This is a genomic window from Pseudomonas sp. URIL14HWK12:I6 (assembly GCF_000514195.1).
GTDB classification, from domain to species: Bacteria; Pseudomonadota; Gammaproteobacteria; order Pseudomonadales; family Pseudomonadaceae; genus Aquipseudomonas; species Aquipseudomonas putida_A.
In genome coordinates, this window is the sequence record NZ_AZVL01000018.1 from 104,699 (window position 1) to 128,986 (window position 24,288).

Annotated in this window: 30 protein-coding genes and 1 pseudogene; 17 read left to right on the forward strand and 14 right to left on the reverse strand. The window is 58.3% G+C overall.

Going from position 1 to position 24,288, the window contains the following annotated elements; genetic code table 11:
- Window positions 1–93: 93 nt before the first annotated feature.
- Both H043_RS0120710 and H043_RS0120715 read left to right on the forward strand, forming a co-directional pair.
- On the forward strand, window positions 94–1,050 hold the full coding sequence (locus H043_RS0120710; RefSeq protein ID WP_027613446.1) for a LysR family transcriptional regulator: 957 nt from the start codon (window positions 94–96) through the stop codon (window positions 1,048–1,050).
- Window positions 1,051–1,123: 73 nt separating this feature from the next.
- Window positions 1,124–1,579: a MarR family winged helix-turn-helix transcriptional regulator gene (locus tag H043_RS0120715; RefSeq protein ID WP_027613447.1), complete on the forward strand. Its 456-nt coding sequence runs from the start codon at window positions 1,124–1,126 to the stop codon at window positions 1,577–1,579.
- Between the two features lie 51 nt (window positions 1,580–1,630).
- On the opposite strand, the gene H043_RS30305 is transcribed toward H043_RS0120715, so the two are convergent.
- Window positions 1,631–1,846, reverse strand: a complete 216-nt coding sequence (locus H043_RS30305; protein ID WP_155953505.1) for a hypothetical protein — start codon at window positions 1,844–1,846, stop codon at window positions 1,631–1,633.
- A 79-nt stretch (window positions 1,847–1,925) separates the two neighbouring features.
- On the opposite strand from H043_RS30305, the gene H043_RS0120720 reads away from it, so the two are divergent.
- Window positions 1,926–2,345, forward strand: coding sequence for an organic hydroperoxide resistance protein (locus H043_RS0120720; protein ID WP_027613448.1), 420 nt, complete (start codon window positions 1,926–1,928; stop codon window positions 2,343–2,345).
- A gap of 34 nt (window positions 2,346–2,379) precedes the next feature.
- The gene (locus H043_RS0120725; RefSeq protein WP_027613449.1) at window positions 2,380–3,390 is read left to right on the forward strand and encodes an alpha/beta hydrolase; all 1,011 of its coding nucleotides are present in this window, start codon (window positions 2,380–2,382) and stop codon (window positions 3,388–3,390) included.
- A gap of 184 nt (window positions 3,391–3,574) precedes the next feature.
- Here the strand turns inward: H043_RS0120725 and H043_RS0120730 are convergent, their stop codons facing one another.
- Window positions 3,575–4,144 carry an elongation factor P gene (locus H043_RS0120730; RefSeq protein WP_003226785.1) on the reverse strand — a complete coding sequence of 190 codons (570 nt, stop codon included), beginning with the start codon at window positions 4,142–4,144 and terminating at the stop codon, window positions 3,575–3,577.
- Window positions 4,145–4,192: 48 nt separating this feature from the next.
- The gene (gene earP, locus H043_RS0120735) at window positions 4,193–5,335 is read right to left on the reverse strand and encodes an elongation factor P maturation arginine rhamnosyltransferase EarP (RefSeq protein WP_027613450.1); all 1,143 of its coding nucleotides are present in this window, start codon (window positions 5,333–5,335) and stop codon (window positions 4,193–4,195) included.
- Between the two features lie 124 nt (window positions 5,336–5,459).
- On the opposite strand from earP, the gene H043_RS0120740 reads away from it, so the two are divergent.
- Together H043_RS0120740 and H043_RS0120745 are read left to right on the forward strand one after the other, a co-directional pair.
- Entirely contained in the window at window positions 5,460–5,870 is a 411-nt protein-coding gene (locus H043_RS0120740; protein WP_027613451.1) for a hypothetical protein, read from the forward strand.
- A 2-nt stretch (window positions 5,871–5,872) separates the two neighbouring features.
- Window positions 5,873–6,355 (forward strand): GreA/GreB family elongation factor, encoded by a 483-nt coding sequence (locus H043_RS0120745; RefSeq protein WP_027613452.1) that lies wholly within the window; start codon window positions 5,873–5,875, stop codon window positions 6,353–6,355.
- A 9-nt stretch (window positions 6,356–6,364) separates the two neighbouring features.
- Here the strand turns inward: H043_RS0120745 and cysB are convergent, their stop codons facing one another.
- From cysB to H043_RS0120770, 5 genes are all read right to left on the reverse strand, one after another.
- Window positions 6,365–7,339 (reverse strand): HTH-type transcriptional regulator CysB, encoded by a 975-nt coding sequence (gene cysB / locus H043_RS0120750; RefSeq protein ID WP_007908591.1) that lies wholly within the window; start codon window positions 7,337–7,339, stop codon window positions 6,365–6,367.
- A 113-nt stretch (window positions 7,340–7,452) separates the two neighbouring features.
- Window positions 7,453–7,956: a universal stress protein gene (locus H043_RS0120755; protein WP_027613453.1), complete on the reverse strand. Its 504-nt coding sequence runs from the start codon at window positions 7,954–7,956 to the stop codon at window positions 7,453–7,455.
- A gap of 98 nt (window positions 7,957–8,054) precedes the next feature.
- Window positions 8,055–8,960, reverse strand: coding sequence for a 5'-nucleotidase (locus tag H043_RS0120760; RefSeq protein WP_027613454.1), 906 nt, complete (start codon window positions 8,958–8,960; stop codon window positions 8,055–8,057).
- 27 nt (window positions 8,961–8,987) lie between these two features.
- On the reverse strand, window positions 8,988–9,944 hold the full coding sequence (locus tag H043_RS0120765; protein WP_027613455.1) for a putative 2-dehydropantoate 2-reductase: 957 nt from the start codon (window positions 9,942–9,944) through the stop codon (window positions 8,988–8,990).
- Window positions 9,945–10,331 carry a co-chaperone YbbN gene (locus H043_RS0120770; RefSeq protein ID WP_027613456.1) on the reverse strand — a complete coding sequence of 129 codons (387 nt, stop codon included), beginning with the start codon at window positions 10,329–10,331 and terminating at the stop codon, window positions 9,945–9,947. It abuts the gene before it with no gap.
- Between H043_RS0120770 and H043_RS0120775 the strand changes: the two genes are divergently transcribed.
- Both H043_RS0120775 and H043_RS0120780 read left to right on the forward strand, forming a co-directional pair.
- Window positions 10,330–10,773, forward strand: a complete 444-nt coding sequence (locus tag H043_RS0120775; RefSeq protein ID WP_003226800.1) for a PilZ domain-containing protein — start codon at window positions 10,330–10,332, stop codon at window positions 10,771–10,773. The two genes, H043_RS0120770 and H043_RS0120775, sit on opposite strands and share 2 nt — an antisense overlap.
- 129 nt (window positions 10,774–10,902) lie before the next feature.
- Complete coding sequence (locus H043_RS0120780; RefSeq protein ID WP_027613457.1) at window positions 10,903–11,979, forward strand: 3-deoxy-7-phosphoheptulonate synthase; 1,077 nt, start codon at window positions 10,903–10,905, stop codon at window positions 11,977–11,979.
- A 60-nt stretch (window positions 11,980–12,039) separates the two neighbouring features.
- Here H043_RS0120780 and H043_RS0120785 read toward each other — a convergent pair whose 3' ends face one another.
- Window positions 12,040–12,321 carry a GNAT family N-acetyltransferase gene (locus tag H043_RS0120785; protein WP_003226804.1) on the reverse strand — a complete coding sequence of 94 codons (282 nt, stop codon included), beginning with the start codon at window positions 12,319–12,321 and terminating at the stop codon, window positions 12,040–12,042.
- Between the two features lie 635 nt (window positions 12,322–12,956).
- On the opposite strand from H043_RS0120785, the gene oprI reads away from it, so the two are divergent.
- On the forward strand, window positions 12,957–13,208 hold the full coding sequence (gene oprI, locus H043_RS0120790) for an outer membrane lipoprotei OprI (RefSeq protein ID WP_025113130.1): 252 nt from the start codon (window positions 12,957–12,959) through the stop codon (window positions 13,206–13,208).
- A 122-nt stretch (window positions 13,209–13,330) separates the two neighbouring features.
- Here oprI and H043_RS0120795 read toward each other — a convergent pair whose 3' ends face one another.
- The 3 genes from H043_RS0120795 to H043_RS0120805 form a co-directional block, all read right to left on the reverse strand.
- Window positions 13,331–14,302, reverse strand: a complete 972-nt coding sequence (locus H043_RS0120795) for a L,D-transpeptidase family protein (RefSeq protein WP_027613458.1) — start codon at window positions 14,300–14,302, stop codon at window positions 13,331–13,333.
- Window positions 14,303–14,438: 136 nt separating this feature from the next.
- Window positions 14,439–14,732 (reverse strand): hypothetical protein, encoded by a 294-nt coding sequence (locus tag H043_RS0120800; protein WP_003226812.1) that lies wholly within the window; start codon window positions 14,730–14,732, stop codon window positions 14,439–14,441.
- Between the two features lie 57 nt (window positions 14,733–14,789).
- Entirely contained in the window at window positions 14,790–15,395 is a 606-nt protein-coding gene (locus H043_RS0120805) for an arylesterase (protein WP_007964780.1), read from the reverse strand.
- Window positions 15,396–15,405: 10 nt separating this feature from the next.
- Here H043_RS0120805 and H043_RS0120810 point away from each other — a divergent pair, with 10 nt between their 5' ends.
- From H043_RS0120810 to H043_RS0120820, 3 genes and pseudogenes are all read left to right on the forward strand, one after another.
- On the forward strand, window positions 15,406–16,089 hold the full coding sequence (locus tag H043_RS0120810) for an ABC transporter ATP-binding protein (RefSeq protein ID WP_007964778.1): 684 nt from the start codon (window positions 15,406–15,408) through the stop codon (window positions 16,087–16,089).
- Window positions 16,089–18,593 (forward strand): ABC transporter permease, encoded by a 2,505-nt coding sequence (locus H043_RS0120815; protein WP_027613459.1) that lies wholly within the window; start codon window positions 16,089–16,091, stop codon window positions 18,591–18,593. The genes H043_RS0120810 and H043_RS0120815 overlap by 1 nt, the downstream gene beginning before the upstream one ends.
- Window positions 18,594–18,627: 34 nt before the next feature.
- Window positions 18,628–18,795, forward strand: a pseudogene (locus H043_RS0120820) (transcription elongation factor GreB); the annotation flags it as partial.
- Between the two features lie 91 nt (window positions 18,796–18,886).
- Here the strand turns inward: H043_RS0120820 and greB are convergent.
- The gene (gene greB / locus H043_RS0120825; RefSeq protein WP_027613461.1) at window positions 18,887–19,360 is read right to left on the reverse strand and encodes a transcription elongation factor GreB; all 474 of its coding nucleotides are present in this window, start codon (window positions 19,358–19,360) and stop codon (window positions 18,887–18,889) included.
- A 648-nt stretch (window positions 19,361–20,008) separates the two neighbouring features.
- Between greB and H043_RS0120830 the strand changes: the two genes are divergently transcribed.
- The 3 genes from H043_RS0120830 to H043_RS0120835 all read left to right on the forward strand — a co-directional run bounded on the left by H043_RS0120830 (window position 20,009) and on the right by H043_RS0120835 (window position 21,374).
- Window positions 20,009–20,428: a hypothetical protein gene (locus H043_RS0120830; RefSeq protein ID WP_155953506.1), complete on the forward strand. Its 420-nt coding sequence runs from the start codon at window positions 20,009–20,011 to the stop codon at window positions 20,426–20,428.
- Window positions 20,429–20,520: 92 nt separating this feature from the next.
- Window positions 20,521–20,910, forward strand: a complete 390-nt coding sequence (locus tag H043_RS29235) for a hypothetical protein (RefSeq protein ID WP_049827923.1) — start codon at window positions 20,521–20,523, stop codon at window positions 20,908–20,910.
- A 2-nt stretch (window positions 20,911–20,912) separates the two neighbouring features.
- Entirely contained in the window at window positions 20,913–21,374 is a 462-nt protein-coding gene (locus tag H043_RS0120835) for a hypothetical protein (protein ID WP_049827924.1), read from the forward strand.
- A gap of 166 nt (window positions 21,375–21,540) precedes the next feature.
- Here the strand turns inward: H043_RS0120835 and H043_RS0120840 are convergent, their stop codons facing one another.
- On the reverse strand, window positions 21,541–22,668 hold the full coding sequence (locus H043_RS0120840) for a hypothetical protein (protein WP_027613464.1): 1,128 nt from the start codon (window positions 22,666–22,668) through the stop codon (window positions 21,541–21,543).
- 247 nt (window positions 22,669–22,915) lie between these two features.
- On the opposite strand from H043_RS0120840, the gene H043_RS0120845 reads away from it, so the two are divergent.
- Complete coding sequence (locus H043_RS0120845; protein WP_027613465.1) at window positions 22,916–23,746, forward strand: HNH endonuclease signature motif containing protein; 831 nt, start codon at window positions 22,916–22,918, stop codon at window positions 23,744–23,746.
- A gap of 61 nt (window positions 23,747–23,807) precedes the next feature.
- Entirely contained in the window at window positions 23,808–24,212 is a 405-nt protein-coding gene (locus tag H043_RS0120850) for a helix-turn-helix domain-containing protein (RefSeq protein WP_027613466.1), read from the forward strand.
- Window positions 24,213–24,288: the final 76 nt, after the last annotated feature.

Genomic DNA, 24,288 nt, shown 5'->3' on the forward strand with positions numbered 1-24,288 from the left:
TCAGGCGATTCATCCTACGCAGTCGAGGCTGGCGGGGAAACGCACAGCAACGCACAATGGCTATGCCAATTTCGCACAAGCACCGAAACACTCATGAATCCCAATCAGTTGACCGAACAGCTCGGGCTGTTTCTCGATGTGCTGGAAAGCGGCAGTTTTTCTGCGGCTTCCCGTCGTCATCCGCTGACGCCTTCCGCCGTGGCGCGGCGCATCGACAGCCTTGAAAGCGCGGTTGGCAGCCAGTTGTTCATTCGCAGCACCCACGCCGTGCGGGCGACCCCGGCGGGTCTGGCGTTTGCCGAGCGAGCACGGCGCATCGTCAGCGAACTGCAACTGGCCCGCGCCGAGGCGGTGTCGTTGAGCAGTGCGCCGGAAGGCTTGATCCGCATCGATGCCCCGGCCGCTTTTGGTCGCCGCCATCTCGCGCCGGTCATCGCTGACTTTCTGGTGCTGTACCCGGGCCTCGACGTGCAGTTGCACCTGATCGACAGCTTCATCGACATGCACGGCTCGAATCTGGGCAAAGTCGATCTGGTGCTGCGCGCCGGGCAAATGGCCGATACGCGGCTGGTCGCCACGCCGCTGGCGAGCATGGTGCGAATTGCCTGCGCCAGCCCCGACTACCTCAAACGCCGTGGCGCACCGCGCCATCCCGCGCAGTTGAGTGAACATGACGGGCTGGATTGGGAAGGTCTCGCCCCGCCCTTCGCCTGGCGCTTCGAACTGGACGGGCAAATGCAACTGCATCGCCCCGCGCGCATCCGCATGAGCGCCAATAATGCCGAAGCGCTGGTGTGCGGGGCACTGGCCGGGCTGGGCGTCGCGCATTTGCCGACCTGGCTGGCCAGTGAGTACCTGCTGCGCGGCGAACTGCTGCCGCTGTTCTGCGAGAACGGTCTGCCGCAACCAGAGAGCACCGGCATCTATGCACTGCGCATGGAACAGCAGACCCATTCGCGCAGCCGTTTGCTCCTGGAATACCTCAAAACCCGATTCAGCCCGGTGCCGCCGTGGGATCTAGCGCTACAGCGTGAACTGGGCCGGCACTAGATTCTGGATAATTATCTGGCGCATTAAACATTCGGGCGCTAGATTCAAGCCCATCACCGAACAAGGCTTTGCCATGACCACCGAACGCGACACCTGCGACGACCTGCTGCTCGACAATCAGGCGTGCTTCGCCCTGCATTCCACTTCACTGATGATGACCAAGGTCTACAAGCCGCTGCTGCAAGCGCTGGGCCTGACCTATCCGCAGTATCTGGCGATGATGGTTCTGTGGGAAAAGGATGGTTTGACCGTGGGCGAAATCAGCACGCGGTTGCTGACCGATCCAGGCTCGCTGACACCGTTGCTCAAACGGCTGGAAGGTGAAGGTCTGCTCAGCAGAACCCGCAGCCGTGAAGACGAACGGGTGGTGATCGTCGAACTGACCGCGCAGGGCCGGGCTCTTCGTGAGAAGGCCAAAAGCGTTCCGCAATGCATCTTGGGTGCCAGTGGTTTCACCCTCGAACGCCTGCAGAATCTTCAATCTGAGCTGCAAGCCCTGCGCAGCCATCTGCAAGAAAGCCTGAACTAAGCCCACCTGACTTCCCCTTGTGGGAGCGAGCCTGCTCGCGAAAGCGCTTTTTCAGATCACACCTCCGCTGACTGGCACACCGCTTTCGCGAGCAGGCTCGCTCCCACCAGAATGTCCTGCTGATCTGAAAATATTGATGCCGTGAAAATTATTTTTTGGCTTTGATACGTCTTCGACCGCTCTAAAACAGGCCTTCCAGCCGGCCATATCACCCTTCTTCATTACTGATCCGATTTTCTCTACAAATTTATCTTGCGCACCAAACATTAGCGAGCTACATTCACCTTGCACTTACTTAGCGCGCAAACAATTAGCGCAAAAACAGACACCCAACGAGGCCCACACCATGCAAACTCTCTACACCGCAATCGCAACCTCCACTGGCGGCCGTGACGGTCGTGCGATCTCCAGCGACAACATCCTCGACGTCAAACTCGCTACCCCGAAAGAACTCGGCGGTGCCGGCGGCGCAGCGACCAACCCTGAGCAACTGTTCGCTGCCGGTTACTCGGCCTGCTTCATCGGCGCACTGAAATTCGTCGCCAGCCAGACCAAACGTAAAATCCCCGACGATGCCTCGATCACTGCTCATGTCGGTATCGGTCAGATTCCTGGTGGTTTCGGTCTGGACATCGACCTGCACATCAGCCTGCCGGGTCTGGAACAAGCCGACGCGCAGACACTGGTCGACGCGGCGCACCAGGTCTGCCCGTACTCCAACGCCACCCGTGGCAACGTCGACGTGCGTCTGCACGTCACCGTTTAAGCACTGACGCCCCAGGCCCGAACAGGAAATGAACATGAACACTTTCAGCAAAGTCTTGACCGGTACCCTTCTCGCCCTGTCCATCCACAGTGCGTTCGCCGGTGATGTCGAACACAACACTCAGGCCTTTCTCGATGTGTTGAATGCCGGCACCGGCAAGCCGATAGAACAGCTGACAGCCAAAGACGCCCGCGCCGTGCTGGTCGGCGCGCAGTCGGGGGTCAAGCTGACGCTGCCCAAAGCAGACGTCAGCGAGAAGACCATTCAGATCAATGGCCAACCGTTGCAGCTGACCATCGTCCGGCCGGCCGGGGTCAAGGGCGAGCTGCCGGTGTTCATGTTCTTCCATGGTGGCGGCTGGGTACTGGGCGATTTCCCGACCCACGAACGGCTGGTGCGCGATCTGGTGGTCGGTTCGGGCGCGGCGGCAGTCTTCGTCAATTACACGCCGTCTCCGGAAGCGCATTACCCGGTGGCGATCAACCAGGCCTACGCCGCGACAAAGTGGGTCGCCGAGCACGGTAAAGAGATCAATGTCGACGGCCAGCGTCTGGCCGTGGCGGGCAACAGTGTCGGCGGTAACATGGCGGCGGTGGTGGCGCTGATGGCCAAAGACCAAGGCACCCCGGCGATCAGATTCCAGGTACTGCTGTGGCCTGTGACGGACGCCAGTTTCGACACGGGCTCGTATAACCAATACGCCGAAGGGCACTTCCTCACACGCAACATGATGAAGTGGTTCTGGGACAACTACACCACCGATGCCAAACAGCGTAACGAGATCTATGCCTCGCCGTTGCGAGCAACCACCGCGCAATTGAAGGGCCTGCCGCCAGCACTGGTGCAGACCGCCAGCGCCGATGTATTGCGTGATGAAGGTGAAGCGTACGCACGCAAACTCGACGAGGCGGGTGTAGCGGTAACGTCGGTACGGTACAACGGCATGATTCACGATTACGGCTTGCTCAACGTGGTCAGCCAGGTGCCGGCGGTGCGTTCGGCGATGTTGCAGGCGTCTGAGGAACTCAAGCAACACTTGAAGTAACCACCATCCCATTGTGGGAGCGAGCCTGCTCGCGAAAGCGGTGTGTCATCCGGTTGTGTGCTGACTGACAGAACGCATTCGCGAGCAGGCTCGCTCCCACAGGGGACAGGCGTGAAGCGCAAAACGCAGACACAAAAAAGCCCGACTCAATGGTCGGGCTTTTTCTTTCCGTAAAAAGCAGTGCTTATTTGGCACGGCCTTTGTAGGAACCGCCTTCGCGGGTATCGATCTCGATCATGTCGCCGATTTCGATGAAGTCAGCAACCGACAGCTCGGTACCGTTCTTCAGTTTGGCAGGCTTCATCACCTTGCCGGAAGTGTCACCGCGAGCGGAACCTTCGGTGTAGTCAACCTGACGCACGATGGTGGTCGGCAGTTCTACGGAAACCAGACGCTCTTCGAAGAACACGGCTTCGCAAACGTCGGTCATGCCTTCTTCAACGAAAGGCAGAACGCTTTCGATGTCTTCGGCGTTCAGTTCGTACATGGTGTAGTCAGTGGTGTCCATGAACGTGTAGGTGTCGCCGCTGATGAAGGACAGGGTCGCTTCTTTGCGGTCGAGGATCACGTCGTCCAGCTTGTCGTCCGCACCGTAAACGGTTTCGGTCTTGTAACCGGTCAGCAGGTTCTTCAGCTTGGTCTTCATGATCGCGCTGTTACGGCCCGACTTGGTGAATTCAGCTTTCTGAACCAGCCAAGGATCGTTGTCGATACGGATCACGGTACCGGGTTTGAGTTCTTTACCAGTTTTCATTGCGAATATCCGAATTTGGATGGGATTTACAAAAATCTAGGCCGCGTATCATATCCAATTTAGGTAAAACTGTACCAGCGCCGTGGCAAGATCCGCCTGCAAGCCTTGTTCCAGACACCATTGCTCGGCGTTTTCCTGCAGTTCTGGCCAGTGTTTACGGACCTGGAGCCAGTGCTCGCCGATCGGTTTCCCGGCACTCCAGGCCCGCCACAGACCGCTCATCGCCTCGGCAGCGGCCGGTGAAAGCCCTTTGGTATAGAGCGCGAGAAAGGCATCGAGCTTGTCGAGGTGGATGTCTTCGTCCTGCTGATAGATATGCCAGAGCATCGGCCGCCCGGCCCACTGTGCACGGACGAACGAGTCTTCACCGCGCACCGCGTTGAAGTCGCAGCACCACAGCAACTGATCGTATTGATCCTGACGGACGAACGGCAGCACCTGCACCGTCAGCGCCTGACGCACGTCCAGATCGCCGACAGCCAACGCGTCGACCCCGAGCCAGCGCGCAACGTCACCGAGGATCCGCCCTTCCGGCACCAGCAGATGGGTCGGCGTGCTATCGGCCGCCAACGCATCCAGCCAACTGGCCAGCCCGGCATTTTCGTAGGCAAACAACGAGATCAGCTGTGCATCATCTGCGCGATTTACGCCCAGGCCTTGCAGGAATTGTCGCTGCGCAGCCGCGTCCTGCTGAAATCGCCGACGCCGCTCAAGCAGACCGCTTTCACGCAGCAAGCCGCCCGTCCCCGGTTGAAATCCGGGAAAGAAAAAGAATTTCTGTACCGACTTGTACTTCACCGACGGCAAACCGTGACAACCGGTGACCCAGTCTTCGGCGCTGAGGTAATCGAGGTTCATCCACAGCGGTGGCTGTTGCCGCTCGGCCATGGCGTCCATGTACGCCGATGGCAGCTGACAGGCAAATGCGGCGATCACCACGTCCGCCGCCTCCGTCTGCGGCCATTCGCTCGGCCAATGCCGCACCTCGACGCCCTGCTGCGATTGCTGCGCCAGGTGGATGTCGATCTCGGGGCAGATACGTTCAAAGGCGCGCAGGTCATCGACCCACAGGCGCACCGCCAGCCCATGCTCGGCTACCAGTTGCCGGGCCAGACGCCAGGTCACGCCGATGTCGCCATAGTTGTCGACCACGGTGCAAAAAATATCCCAGCGGGTTTTCGGTATCGGCATGCAAGACTCCCGTTGGCAAAAGCGCTGATTGTCCGCATAAATGACCTCGCGCAGAAGAGCCGACGGCGATTAATCTTCGTGCGACAATCGCCACTTGCCCGCAATCATCCGCCAGGAGGCAGCCATGCCCTATCGTCCCAATCCGCGTCGCCCGTTGCCCGTTCAGCTTAGCGCGCTGCAACTGACCGGCAGCATTGCCCTGGGCATGTGGCTGGGCTTTCTGGCCATCGCCCTGACCTGCTGGCTGATTTCGCGGTTCGTGTTGACCGAGCAACTGGCACCGGTTGCTCAGGCGGTGCAGCAACTGGCCAAGCCGCCAGCGGCGGTCCAGGTGCAACCAGACATTCCGCCACAGAGTCCGCTGTTCGACCAGTATGAGGAAAACCTGCGCAAGAACGAGCAGCAAAATCGCCTCGATCAGGCCCGCAGCAGCTCACGCAACCAGTCGAATCCCAAGTGCCAGTTCTGGCTGCAACAGGACCAGACCGCGCCGAGCGAAAAGAGCCGCGCCAACGTTTTGCAATTTTGCGATTGATCATGAACAAACACACCGTCCATCAACTGATTCTCGACAAACTGCGCGTCGACCTCGACATCGCCGAACGCGCCGCGCAGACCGCTTACGAAACCGCGACCCACGAAGAGAACATCGCCGAGAACAAATACGACACGCTCGGGCTTGAGGCTTCCTATCTGGCGGCGGGTCAGGCGAAACGGGTCGAGGAAATCCGCCAGTCACTGGCGCTGTGCCAGAACCTGACACTGCGTGCCTATGACGAAAATCGCGGCATCGAGATCGGCGCCCTGCTCGGTCTGGAGGACGAAAAGGGTCGCGAGCAATGGCTGTTTCTGGCCCCGGATGCGGCAGGCCTGAAAGTCGATGTGGTGGGTCAGCCGATTACCGTCATCACCCCGCGCTCGCCGCTGGGCAAAAGCCTGCTGGGCAAGCTCGAGGGCGATGAAGTGGAGATTCTGGTGGCGGGCACCCGGCAACAGTTTGCTGTCACCGAGGTGCTTTGAGGCAGGGTCTTAGTGGACCGGCAGTTCGACGCCGTCGAACAGCTCTTCCAGTTCCTGCTTGTTGTGGCACTGGATGGCTTTGGCCATTACTTCGCGGGTCAGGTGCGGGGCGAACTTCTCGATGAAGTCGCACATGAAACCTCGCAGGAAAGTACCGCGACGGAAACCGATCTTGGTGATGCTCGACTCGAACAGCTCGCTGGCATCCAGCACCACCAGGTCGTTATCGAGCTTGGTGTCGACCGCCATTTTGGCAACGATGCCCACACCCAGGCCCAGACGCACGTAAGTTTTGATCACGTCGGCGTCGGCCGCGGTGAACACCACTTTCGGCGTCAGGCCGCGATGGCTGAAGGCTTCGTCGAGTTTCGAACGGCCGGTGAAACCGAACACGTAAGTCACGATCGGGTATTCGGCCAGCGCTTCGAGGGTCAGCTTCGGCAGCTTGGTCAGCGGGTGGCCCTGGGGCACGACCACGCAGCGGTTCCAGCGATAGCACGGCATCATCACCAGATCACCGAACAGCTCCAGCGCTTCTGTGGCGATGGCGAAATCGACGGTGCCGTCAGCGGCCATCTCGGCGATCTGCATTGGCGAACCCTGGTGCATGTGCAGCGCCACGTCCGGGTATTGTTTGATGAAATTGCTGATCACCGGCGGCAATGCATAACGCGCCTGGGTGTGGGTGGTGGCGATCGACAGGGTGCCTTTTTTCTCGTTGGAGAATTCCTGGGCAATCTGCTTGATGCTTTCGACCTTGCGCAGGATTTCGCCAGCGGTGGTGATGATGCGCTCGCCGGCCGGGGTGACGCGGGTCAGGTGCTTGCCGCTGCGGGCGAACACTTCAACGCCAAGTTCGTCTTCCAGCAGGCGGATCTGTTTACTGATACCCGGTTGCGAGGTGTAAAGGCTTTGGGCGGTAGCGGAAACGTTGAGGTCGTGGTGCGCCACTTCCCAGATGTAGCGCAATTGTTGAAGCTTCATATGTATCCCTCAAAGCAGGTAGACGCCACGGGCATCAGCGACGGTATATAACTATATTAATGGTTTGATGAATAAATCTAGAACTTTTTTATCAAAAGGCCATTATTCCCGCTTCAGCGATCCCCCCGGCGCCGGCGCTCCACCAATGGCACCAGATAAACCGGCACCTTGGCCAATTGCAGGACCCGAGTCGCCGTGCGCCCCAAAGGCGTTTCCGCCCCTACGCCGTGGCTGTGAGTGCCTACGATCAGCAAATCCACAGAGAGTTTCTGCACCTGGTCGAGAATCACCTGCGCCGGATCGCCCTGCACTACCCGAACCGCGCAAATCCGCTGCAGATCCTGCTCGCCCTCGTCGCCCAGCTCTTCGCGAAAACTGTCCAGCACCCGTTGCTCGATATTGGCGATGACAGTTTTCAGACCCTGACTGTGAAATTCGTTCAATGCCTGTTCGTCGAGATAACTCTGCAACACCGATTCGGCAAACAGCCCCATGGGTTCCACTGCGTGCACCACATACAAGTCGGCATTGAATGTCCGCGCCAGCGCCAGGGCATGCTGCATCACTAAAGGTGCGTACAGACCGAGGTCAGTGGCATACAGCATCGAACGAATCATATGACCTCCTCGCGTGCCAACATGGCGGAGATTTGATTCAGCTTAGCAGTGCCTTGGCGAGTACGACGTGCGACGCAACGTCTTGAAGCACTGGGGCTTTAGATCGACGGTTCGTTACTGATGCCATGCGGTACGTGTCCGGTGGCGACCACTTCGCGGGCCGCCTCGCAGTGGCCGGTCTGATCGTCGAAGAACACATCGGCAGCGAAGGCTTCGAGAAACGCCGATTTGGTCAGCCCGCCGAGAAACAGCGACTCGTCGAGGCGGATGTCCCACTCGCGCAAGGTGCGGATCACCCGCTCATGGGCCGGTGCCGAACGCGCGGTAACCAGCGCCGTGCGGATCGGGCAGTCGTCTTCGGGGAACTCGCGTTGCAGCGCATTGAGTGCCGCCAGAAAGCCCTTGAAAGGCCCACCGCGCAAGGGCTCGCGCGCCGACTCGCGTTCCTTGGCCTGAAACGCCAGCAGCCCGCCGGCCTGATAAACGCGCTCGGATTCGTCGGAGAACAACACCGCGTCGCCGTCGAAGGCGATGCGCAACTCATCACTGGCCGCGCGACTGGCGCCGCCGGAGAGAATCGTCGCCGCGGCAAACCCGGCGTCCAGCGCGGCGCGCACATCCTCGGCGTGGGTGGACAGAAACAAGTCACAGCCAAACGCTTTGAGATAGGGATACGGACTGCGCCCGCCGACGAAGGCCGCCCGCGAGATGTCCAGCCCATAATGATCGATCGAGTTGAACGCGCGCAGGCCGGTGTCGGCACTGTTGCGCGAAACCAGAATCACCTCGACCCGGGCGCGATCGAGGCGACTGTTGAGGCTCAGGAGTTTTTCTACCAGCGGGAACGCATCGCCGGGCGCGAGAATTTCGTCTTCGTGTTCAATCTGGTATTGCCGATAGGCTTCGACGCCGCTCGCCAGATAGACCTTATGACTCTCGCTCAGGTCGAACAAGGCGCGAGACGAAATCGCCAGCACCAGTTTGTCATCGATGTTCTTGGCCATGCCTTCCCCACTCCCCCGAAAACCGACTCAAGTGTTGCGTCGGTCGATAAAACTCAATGTGCGATACAGCGCTTCGATCCGTGGCAACTCACAGCCTGCCGCTTTGGCCGCAGCCAGTGGCCGGGCATAAATCGCCTCCAGTTCCAGCGGCCGTTTATGCAGAAAATCGTGGTACATGCTCGGCCAATAGTCGGGCATTTTCTCGGTCATCATGAACAGGTACTCGGCGTAACCGGGAGGAACGTCGTGACCGCAGGCCCTGGCGCCCTGCACCACTTCGGCCATCAACGCCTGGATCAGCGCGCGACTGTCCGCGTCGGCCATCAGCGGCGTGGTGCCGGCGCCGAGCAACACCGAGAGACCGTTGTAGGGAATATTCCACACCAGTTTCTGCCAGCGCGCCTGTTGCAGATTGGGCATCGCCTGCGAATCGATGCCAGCGGCGCGGAACAGACCGGCACCCTCCTCGACCAGCGCCATGCGCGCCGCTTCATCCGCCGCCGGGCCACTGTGATAGCCGACATTCACCGCACCCAAGGCCTGATGGGTGATGTGTCCCGGCCCTTCGCGATGCACGCAGATCAGGCACAGACCACCGAGCAGATGCAGGGAATCGGGCAGCAACTCGCGCAAGCTGTCTTCGACGTCCAGACCGTTCTGCAGCACCAGCACTTTCGCGCCGGGCCTGGCCGCAGCAATGATCGCCGGGGCCAGACCCGCGCTGCTGGTGGTCTTGGCGCCGACCAGCAACCAGTCGCAAGCCGGCATGTCCTCGGCCTTCGCATAGGCCTGCACCGGGTTCAGCGTCAGGGTGCCATGCACGGCACTGTCCACCTGCAAACCACGTTCGGCCACCGCCGAGAATTCACTGCGTAATAAAAAGTGCACATCGAAACCGGCCCGCGCCAGCATCAGACCGTAAAACCCGCCAATGGCCCCGGTGCCGATAATCCCGATCACCGGTTTGCTGTCTGCTCCCACCATCTATGGCAACTCCTCTGCAATTCGACCCAGCGCCTGCGCCACTGCCGCGTTCAGCGCAACGGCGGTCAGACGCGTGTGCAATGCCCCAAAGAACTCGCCGTCGCGTACCACAAACAGCGCCGGCAAATGAAAGACCTGATAGCGCTCCACCAACCCGCCGTTGTTGCCGGCATCGATCCAGCACAGGCGATCCACCGCCAGCTCGAACCCGGGCAACACCTCTCTGGCATAGCGGCAGCTGGAACAGCCGACGCTGGTGAAAATCACCAGCGAAACGCCGCTCATCGCCAGCAGCCGCTGGTCGGCGTCGAAATCGGTCAGCTCGGATTCGACCACTATACTGGGTGAAACAATGTCAAATGGCCGACACAGGGAGTCTGTGCTCATGGGACGTTTCATTCCTCATCCGGACGAAGTGCCGGTTGAATTAACCTTGCTCAAGCCCGAGTGTATTTCCAGGCAACAGCTGCACACTATCAGCCTCGGCGGGATCGCTTGCAATTATCACCGCGCGTGGCGCCACGGCACGGCGCTGCAAGTGCGCATGCCGACACTCAACGCCGAGATCTGTTATCCGGGCTATGTCGCGTGGTGTCTGCGGCGCAAAAAGGGCTATCTGGTGGGGATCGCATTCACCGATGAGCAGACGCTGTTCAGTGCCCGGATGGGCGAACAGGTGTGCCAGATCGAACGTTATTGCCGCATGAACGAGGCCCACGACGATCTGCAGGATATTCAGGCGCTGGCCCTGCAATGGGTCGAACAACACGCCGACGAGTTCTCCCACGACAGCGTGCGCAAGGCTTTTGCCCAGCCAGTGCTGGATTAAAGCGGCGTTTGCCCATTGTCGAGCCGCGTCTGACGCGCTAAGGTTCGGCTCCCCGACGCGCTTAAATCTGCTGTGCTCCGCCGCGCGGGGATCGCTGGCGGCCGGCACCCGTGACCTGACGAGTAAACGATGGCTGATTTACCGATCAACGACCTAAACGTCGCCTCTAACGAGACCCTGATCACTCCCGATCAGCTCAAGCGTGATATCCCTCTGAGCGATGCTGCGCTGCGCACCGTCACCAAGGGCCGCGAAGTCATTCGCAACATTCTTGATGGCACCGACCACCGTCTGTTCGTAGTGATCGGCCCGTGCTCGATCCACGATATCAAGGCTGCCCACGAATACGCCGATCGCCTCAAGGTGCTGGCGGAGGAAGTCTCCGACACCCTGTATCTGGTCATGCGCGTGTATTTCGAGAAGCCACGAACCACCGTTGGCTGGAAAGGCCTGATCAACGATCCGTACCTGGATGACTCGTTCAAGATTCAAGACGGTCTGCATATCGGTCGCCAGTTGCTGCTGGACCTGGCCGAGAAAGGCCTGCCGACCGCCACCGAAGCCCTCGACCCGATCTCCCCGCAGTATCTGCAGGACCTGATCAGCTGGTCGGCCATCGGCGCACGCACTACCGAATCCCAGACCCACCGTGAAATGGCTTCCGGTCTGTCCTCGGCTGTCGGCTTCAAGAACGGTACCGACGGCGGCCTGACCGTGGCGATCAACGCCCTGCAGTCGGTGTCCAGCCCGCACCGTTTCCTGGGGATCAACCAGGAAGGTGGCGTGTCGATCGTCACCACCAAGGGCAACGCCTACGGTCACGTGGTGCTGCGTGGCGGCAACGGCAAGCCGAACTACGATTCGGTCAGCGTCGCCCTGTGCGAGCAGGCGCTGAACAAGGCGAAGATCAAACCGAACATCATGGTTGATTGCAGCCACGCCAACTCCAACAAGGACCCGGCTCTGCAACCGCTGGTGATGGAGAACGTCGCCAACCAGATCCTCGAAGGCAACCAGTCGATCATCGGCCTGATGGTCGAGAGTCATCTGAACTGGGGCTGCCAGGCCATCCCGAAAGACCTCGCCGACCTGCAATACGGCGTGTCGATCACCGATGCCTGCATCGACTGGTCCGCCACCGAGAACACCCTGCGCGGCATGCACGCCAAGCTCAAGGATGTTCTGCCGAAACGTCAGCGCAGCTGATCAGCGTTTCACGGGCATAAAAAAACGCCGGGCATTGCCCGGCGTTTTCGTGTGTGCGATTCAGATCTTGGCGGCGCGGCGCTGATGACGTTCCATGTAGCGCTCGACGTAGGAGCACGACGGGATCACCGTGTAGCCCATTTCTTCGGCGTACTGCAGCGCGCTTTCGGTCAGCGCGGCGGCAATGCCACGGCCGCGCAAGGCGTTGGGCACGAAAGTGCGATAGATATCCAGGGTCTGTTTCCCCAGATCCATATAGGTCAGGTAGGCACGATGACCGTCCACATTGGTCTCGAACTGATGACCAGCCTGGTCATGGTGGATGGACAACGCCTCGCTCATCACTACTCCTCGCGGGTCTCGAATTCTGACCCCTACCTTACCGATGTTTTTCCGGCGAAGGAACATCTACGCCACCCCGTGCCTGATGGACACCGAGAAAAACCACACCGGTCTCGCGCAATCGAGCACGTCATAAATAGTAGGCACCATTGGCGAAAATGCTCAAGGTGCGCTCGTCATCATGCTCGTTGAACGGGTGACTCCGATGGGCGTAGTGGCAGGCGCGGGGACGATCTTCCCCAGGCACTCGCCTGAACATTGCCGGATGTCGAGACTTAAGACGCAGCCTCTTCTTTAAAGTCACCTCAAGAGCGACAAAGATATGTGAGGTGTCATGCAAAATCGGAACAAAAGTGTAGACGAACTCATCTAGGCAGACTTGGTGCAAGACGCAGAAACAGCACCGGACAACGGGAACTTTTTCTCATTAACACGCTCAGGCCGGGGCCTGCAGCTGGATATTTTTTATACAGCCCGGTTAAAAGTTGCTCGAAAAAGAATCAACGCCTACAATTTTTTTTGCTTCTTGCGCTCCGTCAGTTTACTTACTACAAGTAATGGGTAGTATGTACGCCGGCTATTTCCTCAATCGGAGGAGAAAGCCACTTAATTGAAAGTCCTTGAAGGGGAACACGATGAACAACGTTCTGAAATTCTCTGCTCTGGCTCTGGCCGCAGTTCTGGCTACCGGTTGCAGCAGCGCATCGAAAGAAACCGAAGCACGTCTGACCGCTACTGAAGACGCAGCTGCTCGCGCTCAAGCTCGTGCAGACGAAGCATACCGTAAAGCTGATGAAGCTCTGGCTGCTGCTCAAAAAGCACAACAGACTGCTGACGAAGCTAACGAGCGTGCTCTGCGTATGCTGGACAAAGCTAGCCGCAAGTAATAATCCCTCGGGATTGTTATCAAGCCGACCCATTTTTTGGGTCGGCTTTTTTATTGCCGGTACTTTCCCCCGGGCAATAAAAAACCCGCCGACGCTGCACGCGCCTGCGGGTTTTGATCGACTTACTGCTGCAGGTCGATCGGGGTGTTCGAGACCATCGGCGCCGAGGTATTCGGTGTGCCGATTTCAGTTGGCAGGCCATCTTCGGCCGCTACCACATCACGCACGACATCCCAGTTCACGCGCAGGTTGTTGGTGACATCTTCGCGCTTGAGCATCGCATTGATCACTGCAGTGTGCTTGTCGACCACTGACGGGTTGCCCTTGTCATCGATGGGTGTGTGCGCTTCCAGATAGACCTTGCCGCCACTGCTGCCGAACTTGTAGGCATCGTTGAGAATGCGCACCGAAGTGCCGACCGGCACCATGGCCGCCATTTCCAGCACGTTGTTGTTGAACATGCGGAAGCAGCCGTGGCTGGTGCGCATACCGATGCCGAACTTCTTGTTCGAACCGTGGATCAGGTAGCCCGGAGTGCCCAGGGTGAACTTGAACGGCCCCAGCGGGTTGTCCGGGCCGGCCGGTACCACGTTCGGCAGCGGATCACCGTCGGCGGCGTGCTCGGCCTTGATCGACGCCGGAGGGGTCCAGGTCGGGTTCGGCGTCTTGGCAGTGATCGAGGTGTGTGCGATTGGCGAGCCCCAACCTTCACGCCCAATCCCCAGCGGGAAGGTGTACACCACGTTCCGGCCTTTCGGGTAATAGTAGAGGCGGTACTCGGCGAGGTTGATCACGATGCCTTCGCGTGGACCCGGCGGCAGAATGAACCGGGTCGGCAGGACGATTTCGGTACCGGCGCCCGGCAGCCAGGCATCGACGCCCGGGTTGGCCGCGACCATTTCCGAATAGCCCAGGTCGTACTTGGTGCCCAGGTCAGCAAAGGTGTCTTCGTATTTGGCCTTGATCACCTGCACCTGGCCGATGATGTCCTCACCGGGTGGTGGCAGGGGAAACTCCAATGCAGCAACGGGACCGGCCACACACAGGGCGGCAAGTGACAGGCAGCGGGTGACGGCAGGAAAGCGCGGCAACATCCGGAAAATCCTTCGCATGATCAACAAGGGTATAAGAGCGCGATTGTACACCGCACCTCGGGAATTCGGGGAGATGCGCCGATGGCCAGCCAGAAGTCTTCATGTAGGAGCTGTCGCAGGCTGCGATTTGTTGATCCTAGAGTTCGAAACGCAACTCGGGCCAGATCGGCGAGGTGCCGCGCTTCTGCGACTCGAGAATCGCCCGGCACAACGAACACAGACGCTGATCCTGAAACACCCGACGATCCACACTCGACCAACGCGGTTGTGCTGGAAGCAGACTGCCACACAACGTACGGTCTGCCGAGCCACCGAGTTCGAGCTGACGGGTCACCAGATGCACCCGCACTTCCTGGCAGGCGAACAGATCCAGCTGTTCGTCAGGCTCGATCAGTTGGTAGGCAAACAGGGACCAGGCAGGACGCGGCATCGGGGGCTCCAAATAAGGGGGCGCCACATTAGCCGAAAGCCTGCCACTAGAAAAGCCTCATAACAGCGGTTTTAGCGTCGGCCAGACATTTTCCAGCAACTTGCCCTGAGCCCCGGCGGCCGGGTGCAGACCATCGGCCTGCATCAGCTCGGGATGCCCACCCACGCCGTCGAGGAAAAATGGCACCAGCGGGATTTTTTTATCGTCCGCAAGTTTGCCGTAGACCTCGGCAAAGGCATCGGTGTAACGCTTGCCGTAGTTGGGCGGCAATTGCATGCCCAGCAGCAACACCTTGGCGCCACTCTGACGCGAGCTGTCGATCATCGCCGCAAGGTTTTGTTGCAATTGCGTTGGCGGCATTCCGCGCAGGCCGTCGTTGCCCCCCAATTCGAGGATCACCAGTTCCGGCTTGTGCTCTGCAAGCAGCGCCGGCAGGCGTGCCTGGCCTCCGGCACTGGTGTCGCCGCTGATCGAGGCATTGACCACTTTGTCGTCAAAACCCTCCTGCTTGAGCCGTTGCTCGAGCAGCGATACCCACCCCAGGCGGGTATCCAGTCCGAAACCGGCGCTGATACTATCGCCAACGATCAGGACAGTACCCGCCGCTGCGTTCTGGGCCATGCACATCAAGGCCAGGCCAGCACTCAAAAACCAAACACGCATCGGATTCTCCATGGGCGCAAGCATTCTCACCGCGAAGAACCTCAGCAAAGTGGTTCCCAGCGCGGAAGGTGAACTGACTATCCTGCACGAACTCAGCCTGGAACTGAACCAGGGCGACAGCCTGGCCATCGTCGGCGCGTCCGGTTCCGGCAAATCCACCCTGCTCGGCCTGCTCGCCGGCCTCGACCTGCCAAGCAGCGGCGAAGTCATCCTCGCGGGGCAAGGCCTGAGCAATCTCGACGAAGACCAGCGCGCGCGAATCCGTGCCGAACACGTGGGTTTCGTCTTTCAGTCCTTCCAGTTGCTGGACAGCCTCAACGCCCTGGAAAACGTCATGCTGCCGCTGGAACTCGATGGCCGCAAAGACGCCCGCGAACGCGCCACCGAACTGCTGCAACGGGTCGGTCTCGGCCAGCGCCTGACGCACTCGCCGCGCCAGCTCTCCGGCGGCGAACAACAGCGCGTGGCGATTGCCCGGGCTTTCGCTGCCGAGCCGGACGTGCTGTTCGCCGACGAACCCACCGGCAACCTCGACAGCCACACCGGCGAGCGCATCAGCGACTTGCTGTTCGAACTGAACAAGGAACGCGGCACCACCCTCGTGCTGGTGACCCACGACGAACGCCTGGCCCATCGCTGCCGGCGCCTGATCCGACTTGAAGCCGGGCTGCTGGTTGCCCCTCTGGAGCCTTGATGGCACGTCTGCCGCTGTTGCGTCTGTTCAGTCTCGCCCTACGTCAACTCATGCGCGATGCCCGCGCCGGCGAATTGCGCGTGTTGTTTTTTGCCTTGGTCGTGGCGGTCGCGGCGAGTACTGCCATCGGCTACTTCGGCGCCCGCCTCAACGGTGCGATGATGCTGCGCGCCACCGAGTTCCTTGGCGCCGACCTGGTGCTTGAGGGCAGCTCGCCGGCCCGCGACGAACAGATTCGCAGCGGCACCGAGCTGCGCCTGAATCATGCGCAGGTGGTGGAGTTTTCCAGCGTCATTGCCACCGACAACGGCATTCAGTTATCGAGCATCAAAGCCGTCGACCGCGCCTACCCGCTGCGCGGCGAGCTGAAAAGTGCCCCGGCCCCGTTTGCCGCTGAAACCTCGGGCGGCGAACCGCAACCCGGTGAAGCGTGGGTTGAAGCTCGTCTGCTGACTGCGCTGGATCTGAAGATCGGCGACAGCATCGACGTCGGCATGAAAACCCTGAAGCTGACCCGCGTGCTGACCTACGAGCCGGACCGCGCCGGCAACTTCTACAGCCTCACGCCTCGGGTAATGATCAATCTCGATGACCTCGCCGCCACCGGCGTAGTGCAACCCGGCAGCCGCGTGAGTTATCGCGAACTGTGGCGCGGCGAACCGCAGGCACTGGAAACCTATCGACAACTGCTTAAACCCGGCCTGGCCGCCAATCAGCGCATTCAGGATGCGCGCGACGGTAACCGGCAGATCGGTGGTGCACTGGGCAAGGCCGAGCGTTATCTGAACATGGCCAGTCTGGTCGCGGTGCTGTTGGCCGGTGTAGCCGTGGCGCTGTCGGCCAATCGCTTCGCCAGTCGCCGCTTCGATGCCAGTGCCTTGCTGCGCTGCCTCGGTTTGTCGCGTCGGGAAACCATGCTGTTGTTCAGCATTCAACTGACCGTACTCGGCCTGTTCGCTGCCCTCAGCGGCGCAGTGCTCGGCTGGCTGGCGCAACTGGGCCTGTTTGCCCTGCTGCATGATCTGCTGCCAGCGGACGTCCCGCCCGGCGGTCTGTTTCCGGCGCTCGCCGGGATCGGCACCGGGCTGGTGGCGCTCGCCGGCTTCGCTCTGCCACCACTTGCCGCGCTTGGTCGCGTGCCACCGCTGCGGGTATTGCGCCGCGACATGCTGCCGATTCCGTCGAGCACCTGGATGGTCTATGGCGCGGCGCTGGGCGCTCTCGGGTTGATCATGTGGCGCCTGAGTCTGGATCTGCTGCTGACCTTCGCCCTGCTGGGCGGTGGTGTGGTCGCGGCGCTGGTGCTGGGTGGCTTGCTGCTGTTGTTGCTCAACAGCCTGCGGCGGATGCTCGCCCGCGCTCCGCTGCCGTGGCGTCTCGGCCTGGGGCAGCTGCTGCGTCATCCACTGGCCGCTGCCGGTCAGGCGCTGGCGTTCGGTTTGATCCTGCTGTCGATGGCGCTGATCGCCCTGCTGCGTGGCGAGCTGCTCGACACCTGGCAAAACCAGTTGCCGAAAAATGCTCCGAACTACTTTGCCCTGAACATCCTGCCGGGGGACAAACAAGCCTTCACCGATCATTTGATCAAGGTGTCCGCACAAGCGGCGCCCCTGTACCCGGTAGTACCAGGGCGGCTGATCAGCATCAACGGTGACCCGGTGCAGCAGATCGTCAGCAAGGATTCGGCCGGCGACCGCGCGGTGCAACGCGACTTGAGCCTGACCTGGGCCGCCGACCTCCCGGCTGGCAACAAGCTCACCGCCGGTACGTGGTGGACCGGGCAACCCTCGGACGACGTACCGGGCGTGTCGGTTGAAGGTAAAGTCGCCGAAAGCCTCAAGCTCAAACTCGGCGATCACATGGTGTTCAGCGTGGGCGGGGTCAATCGTGAAGCCAAGGTCACCAGCCTGCGCGAGATCAACTGGGACAACTTCCAGCCGAACTTCTTCATGATCTTCCAGCCCGGCACCCTGAAGGATCTGCCAGCGACTTACCTGACCAGTTTCTATCTGGCACCCGGTCACGATCAGCAGATCGTCGAGCTGTCGCGAGCCTTCCCGGCGGTGACCATCCTTCAGGTCGAAGCCTTGCTCGAACAGCTGCGCAGCATCCTCGCCCAGGTCACCCTGGCGGTGGAATACGTGTTGTTGTTTGTGTTGGCGGCGGGGATGGCGGTGCTGTTCTCCGGCTTGCAGGCAACCCTGGATGAACGCATTCGCCAAGGTGCGCTGCTGCGTGCGCTGGGCGCGCAACGGCAGTTGCTGATCAAGGCGCGGCGCATCGAGTTCGGCTTGCTCGGTGCGGTCAGCGGTTTGCTCGCGGCCATCGGTTCGGAAGTGGTGAGTCTGGTGTTGTATCGCTATGCGTTCGATCTGCCATGGCATCCGCATCCATGGCTGCTGATGCTGCCGTTGATTGGCGCCGCGCTGATTGGCGGTGCCGGCGTGTTCGGTACGCGTCGAGCATTGAATGCGAGTCCGCTGACAGTCCTGCGCGAGGGTTGATAGACTCCAGCCTTCGTCACCACAAGAAGTTGCCATGAGCCGTTATCGCCCTCCCCGCACCGCCGGCACCGCGCTGATCACCCCTGAAGGTGAAGCGCGGATGCGCGCCGAATTCCATGAGCTGTGGCATGTGCGCCGCCCGCAGGTAACGCAAGCGGTCAGCGAAGCAGCGGCGCAGGGTGATCGTTCGGAAAACGCCGAGAACAACCAAGAACCCTAGATTGCATACTATTTTCGAGATATCCCCCTATATGCGGGGCCTAAACAATAGTACACATACTCAACAAACCATACTATTTCGAGTATGAGACCTCATTTATCCACCACAGCATTTCTCCACCTGGTGTCTGCACCACAGCCTCATCCCCCACCTCTTTTTTCAAAAGAGCACGCGCCATGGGCGAATCTATGGAGATGTAATCGTTGCGGCCGTAGATTTCGTCATATCCAACGATCCGAAATTTCATGGTCTCTCCAGCCTCGTTTTCGATCTCCACCCAAGCCCCAAAAAATACTTTCCCCTCTTGCTCGGGGGAGTATTCGATAACCCGAACGTCCTCGAGCCTCTTGCGCAGGTACCTCACCCGACGATCGATTTCCCGAAGCAATTTCTTATTGTATTGATAGTCAGCGTTTTCTGATCGATCACCGAGGGACGCTGCCCAAGTCACCTTACGAGTGGTGTCAGGTCTTTTTTCTCGCCAGAGGTAATCGAGCTCCTGCTTAAGAGCGTCGTGCCCCTCTTTCGTAATGATGTTTGTACTCAAGATCAAATTCCACGGGGATTTTGTTAGTCCGACATCATCTCATCTTGATCAGACGTCGTAACATTTGCTCAGCTTATTGACCCGCCGCAAACCTCCAAACCTAGCAGACGGTAACAATCATCGAACGGATAGATCCTGAGGCAGCCCTCCATTAGACCTCTGGGCGCGCCCTTCGGGACGGCTGTCGTGAACCGAGCCGCTCGCGTATTGGCCCTACGGCTTCTATCCTCGCGCATGCGCGCTCCGCTTACTTCAAGGGGATGCTCAAGGTCAGTCACGGATCTGGTCTGAACTCAGTGATGGAGAACGGAAGATATTTTTGTCGACGATTTGTGCTGATGCTCGATTTTGCTCTGACGATGACGTGGCGTTGCGAAAACGTCTGATCTTTGCGCCCTGGATGTGAAGCCTTGATCATTTGATCACCACGCGATCTAGAGATCCTCCATTAGTCCAGCGACCGGTGTATCCCTTCAGGAGCGGCCAGCCTAAACGGAGTTTACTCTCCCCGGATTTCGGCCCTACAGGCTCTTATCTTGGCTCCTACGGCTACGCTGGCGCGCTCTGCTTGTTGCTTGAGTCAGAAAGCATTGCACCTCCACCCCTCCCTTGATGAGCTTGCGAGGCTGGACTTAGGCGGCTTCAACGGTGGAAGATGGCCTTGCGCCATCCGCCCTGCAGGTGGCTTTCTTATGCGAAGCCAACGTCCCATACAAGGATTCGACTGTGATCAGAGCAATGATGTCCCTCGATTTGAAGAATGCCTCTACCGCCCAAAGGAAGGAATTTGACGCCAGCCTTGATGAGCAGGGATGGCTCAAACTGAGTGGTGTCGACACAGTGTGGTGTAACCGATTCAGCAGACTTTTGAACAATGAGGATGGGATCAAGGAGGTTCGTAACACTATTCTCCGCGTAGTGAAAAAAGCTGCAGCTAGCGGCAGAATTGAGCAGGTCAAGTACGTGGCACAGATTTCAAACGATGACGCGATCGGCCGAATCGTTTGGAAAAAAGCAGGCGAGTATGTACATCGCCATTACGATCCCTATGCCGTCGAAGTAGAATAATCGGCGCACCAACCCAATGAACTGACAAGCTAGGACTTCGTGCGTGATTCGGGGGCATCGCCCATCACGCCTTAATATTCCTTCGGAGCGGCATGGAAGCTTTTGAGAAGTACGCTGAGCGCATCAAGCTCGATGATTTGGAGTCTGTGGCACGTCGCCAGATGTGGCCAGCGATGGTGAAGCGGATCCAGGCTGTTTTTGATGAGATAGAGCACTCACCGCTAGCTGGCTGTTTCGGCTCTTTCTATCTACATCCAGTTGTTCCAGACGCTTACCGGAAATTGCCTGAGGGCCGATACCTTGCCCAGTTGCAGTTGACTTGTGGTATCCGGCGGCTAGGCCTCGACACCTTGAAAAAAAGCGAAACACACCCTCAAGCATCGCCACTGCTCTCTTCGAAAAAGACGCTGCAATGTGGTTCAACCAATCTCCTTCGGGAGCTGTCACGGTTTTCATGGCGCCGTATCGCTCAGCAGTGCTGAGCATGAACGAAGAGAACATCACTCTTGGAATTTACTCGAGTCCTGAGAAGCTGACCGACAAGCTGATCAGAAGTCTGTTCTCCACCTTCTTCAGGTATCTCTCCATTACTACCGCTCACCACCAGCAGAGCGTGATGGACTACGGCTGGAGGCTGTGGCTGATTTACAAAGATGCAAGGACGAAAAAACACGAAGGGTTAGTCAAAACGGTAGAGCGACTTCTCATGGTTGCGGGCGCAGTAGCCTGTATTTGGGTGATATTCCCATCCACCGCGACTTCAGTGGCTAATACGAGCACTGCGCAAGGTCAGCACCAACCCATCGAAGAGGGCGCGCAAAATGCTCAAATATCCAGTGAGCCCAAATTCCTCTGTGCGAGCACCTGGCTGGAACTTGCTCAGCCTCGGAAGGAGGGTGCCCCTCCTTGCGCTCCCGCTGCACCCACTTGGATTCCCTACCGATGAGTTCATCTGGGAGGAATTCGAAATCCTCGCGCCTGAAAGCCATAGCCTCTCACTAAGGGAGGTAGATTCGTACAGCCGAGTGATTGATACCAGAAAAGTGGATTGCTGGAACTAGCGCTACCAATGCATGGAGAGAGCACTTCGCCCTCTCCGCTCAAGCCTGTCATTAAAGGTCGAGATTGCCAAATTCTTCATAGTGGTCGATCAGTCGTTGCCTGAAGGTCTCGTAGTCTTCGGCAAGGATATCTTGACCGTGGTACGTCCCGTTCAGAAAGAAGCTCATCACGGCCTGTTGCGCTTTATCAACACCTTGATCTTCAATCTTGAGCAGGTACTTCGCGATGTAAACCCGGCAGATGTCTTGGAGCAGCAGTGCGACAGCGCCGGCTACCCGGAAGGACGCCTCAGGACTTTCTGCGATGTCCAACCTGATCGAGCCTGAATGCGCTACGGAATTACGAAGGACATTCAGCCATTTGAGACGCTTAGGCGCGCCCTCATCTGGATTTTCCGGATACATGCCACCGGCCTTCAAGAAGGCTGCGAGCTTGGCAAGCGCCGACTCATTCGCAACGTTTGACAGTCGCGGCATGATGTCATCAATGAGATCCTGGCTCACACCGGCTTTTTCCAGATACTCCTTAAATGCCTGTGCCGCGACCTTGACCTCCGTTTTTACGTCCTTCGTATAGCGGTTGGAGCCCGAGGCGCTGTACCAGTGGGAGTTCAGCCCATCGAGCGCAGCCGATCCCATCGCAATTTTCACGCCTGCATTGCTATTCGTCATTGCGAGCATCACTGCTTCCATCGCTTCTCCAGCACCTGCTTCTTGCAGAACTGGAAGCAGCGCCCAATCGATCACTGGGTGGGTACGGAAGAAGTTTTGGCTGGTGACGGCCTGCCCTGCTGAAACCGGCATGTACGGCCTGGCAGCATTGCCAACCAACACATGGCGACCAGTGAGAAGCGAGAGAATGACCGATAGGTCGTAGGCTCCATTCACCCATGGATTGCCGGGCAAAAGCACGGAGGCCTGATCTAGCCCCTCGTGCTCCGCTACAGCCGCCGTTACGTTCCAAGTGCCAAAGCTGGAGGGTTCCTCAGTGACGGTGTTCCTGAACCCGGAAGAATCGAAGGCACCACCAAAGACGAGTCGTGATGACCGAGCAAAATCCCCACCAATAAGCTCCTTGCTCACAGTGATTCGGTAGGGGCCTATGACAAACTCCCCCTCAGAGTTGAGGTGGTGCTCAAAGTTGAAAATCTCTCGAAATCCGGTGTACTCAAAGTTCATGCATCCCTCCTTGGTAACTGTGGTGTAATCTGCTGACCTCGCCGCCGAGCCAGGCGACCAACACTGCAGATTCGCACTTAAGCTAGCACACTCGCGGTGACAGAAAGATGCACAAAAGGCGGCGAAATCGCACTTTTTTACGTGTTATACGTAGTCACATTTCTCTCATCGCGCTCGAGCAAGTTGCCGCAAGCGGAAATATGCATTTACACTCATTCGTCTACCGATTTTTGCAAGGACTCAAGAAATGGCAGTTAAGCCAAAAGCTCTTAAGGAGCTGTATGCCAGAGCTGCAGGGCGATGTGCTATGTGCCCGGGCTTTGAAAGTGTATTCAAGAAGCAGGTATGCGATATTGACATTGATAACAAAAATATTTCAGAAGCAGCCCACATAATTGCTCAAAGCAAGAAAGGGCCTCGTGGTGAGGATGGCTTTAGCGGGAACATCGATGACTACGACAACCTGATACTACTTTGCCCTAATCACCACAAGTCTGTAGATGACAACCCCCTGCGGTTTCCCCCTGACTGGTTACACCGCAAGAAGATCGAACTTGAAAAATTTGTTGAGAACTCGTTAGCCGCTGACAACCGACGTAGTCGTGACATAAGCTCGCTAAGTCTGCTGATGGAGAACTTAGCCTTCACTCGAATTCGTGGCTACTGCGAAAGCCTACCTGACAGCTTTAATTCTGACCTTTTTGAGGTCGGGTCAGTGTTAGATGGGTTCCCTATTGACCTGCCAGATGCACGCCCGTTCTACGATGAAATTTTAGAGTTTAATTTTTCCGACTTTGAAAAAACGTATCGAGAACTGTCCTGGCTTCTCAAATCAAACTTTGAGAATGAGAAAAAGCATCTAATCTCGGTCTACAAAGACACAATCCAACGCGGAAACACACTTACCATACTATTCAACAAAGGGGATCTTTACCCTTACAAAGAATCGCTTGATATACAAAGTGAAATTTGCGAGAAAAGAGATAGCTTTATTCAAAGCTATACAAAGCTAATGAACCACTTAAGATTTAGTTACACCGAAGTAAACCTTAATTCTTATCGACCATACATATTATAGTTTCTACAGCTCGAAGAAGCATAACCACGCCAAATAGGACTGGCTCATCAGGAACGTGTTTATGACGCTCAAAATTGCGTTTGCTGCCGTGCTTAAAGCGATGCGCGCGGGCAAAGGACTGACTCAAAGAAATCTCGCCGAAGTCAGCAGTCGAACATATGTCTCAAAATTGGAGCGTGCCCAGTCGAGCCCCACGTTAGAGATGATCACGGCTTTGAGTGGCCCACTCAGGTTGAACCCTCTGACACTGGTGACAGTTACGCTTTGCGCCGAGTCTGGACAGTCCGTTGGCGATCTGCTCCTTCGTACCCAAGAGGAGTTGGCAAATCTAGCCCAAGAGGGCGTTCTCAAAAAACTGATGATTTCGACAGGTGATAAGTTTCCGATGCCACGTCCTTCAATTCAGCCATCAAGTAATCGCTCAATGCGCAACTCCCAGCAAGTCGAATTCTGCTTCGCTGACTAGACGCCTCATCTTGCCGTATTGTCGTGAGCCGACGGCACACACGGCTAGGTGTTGTAGCACTCCTATGGAAAGCCCC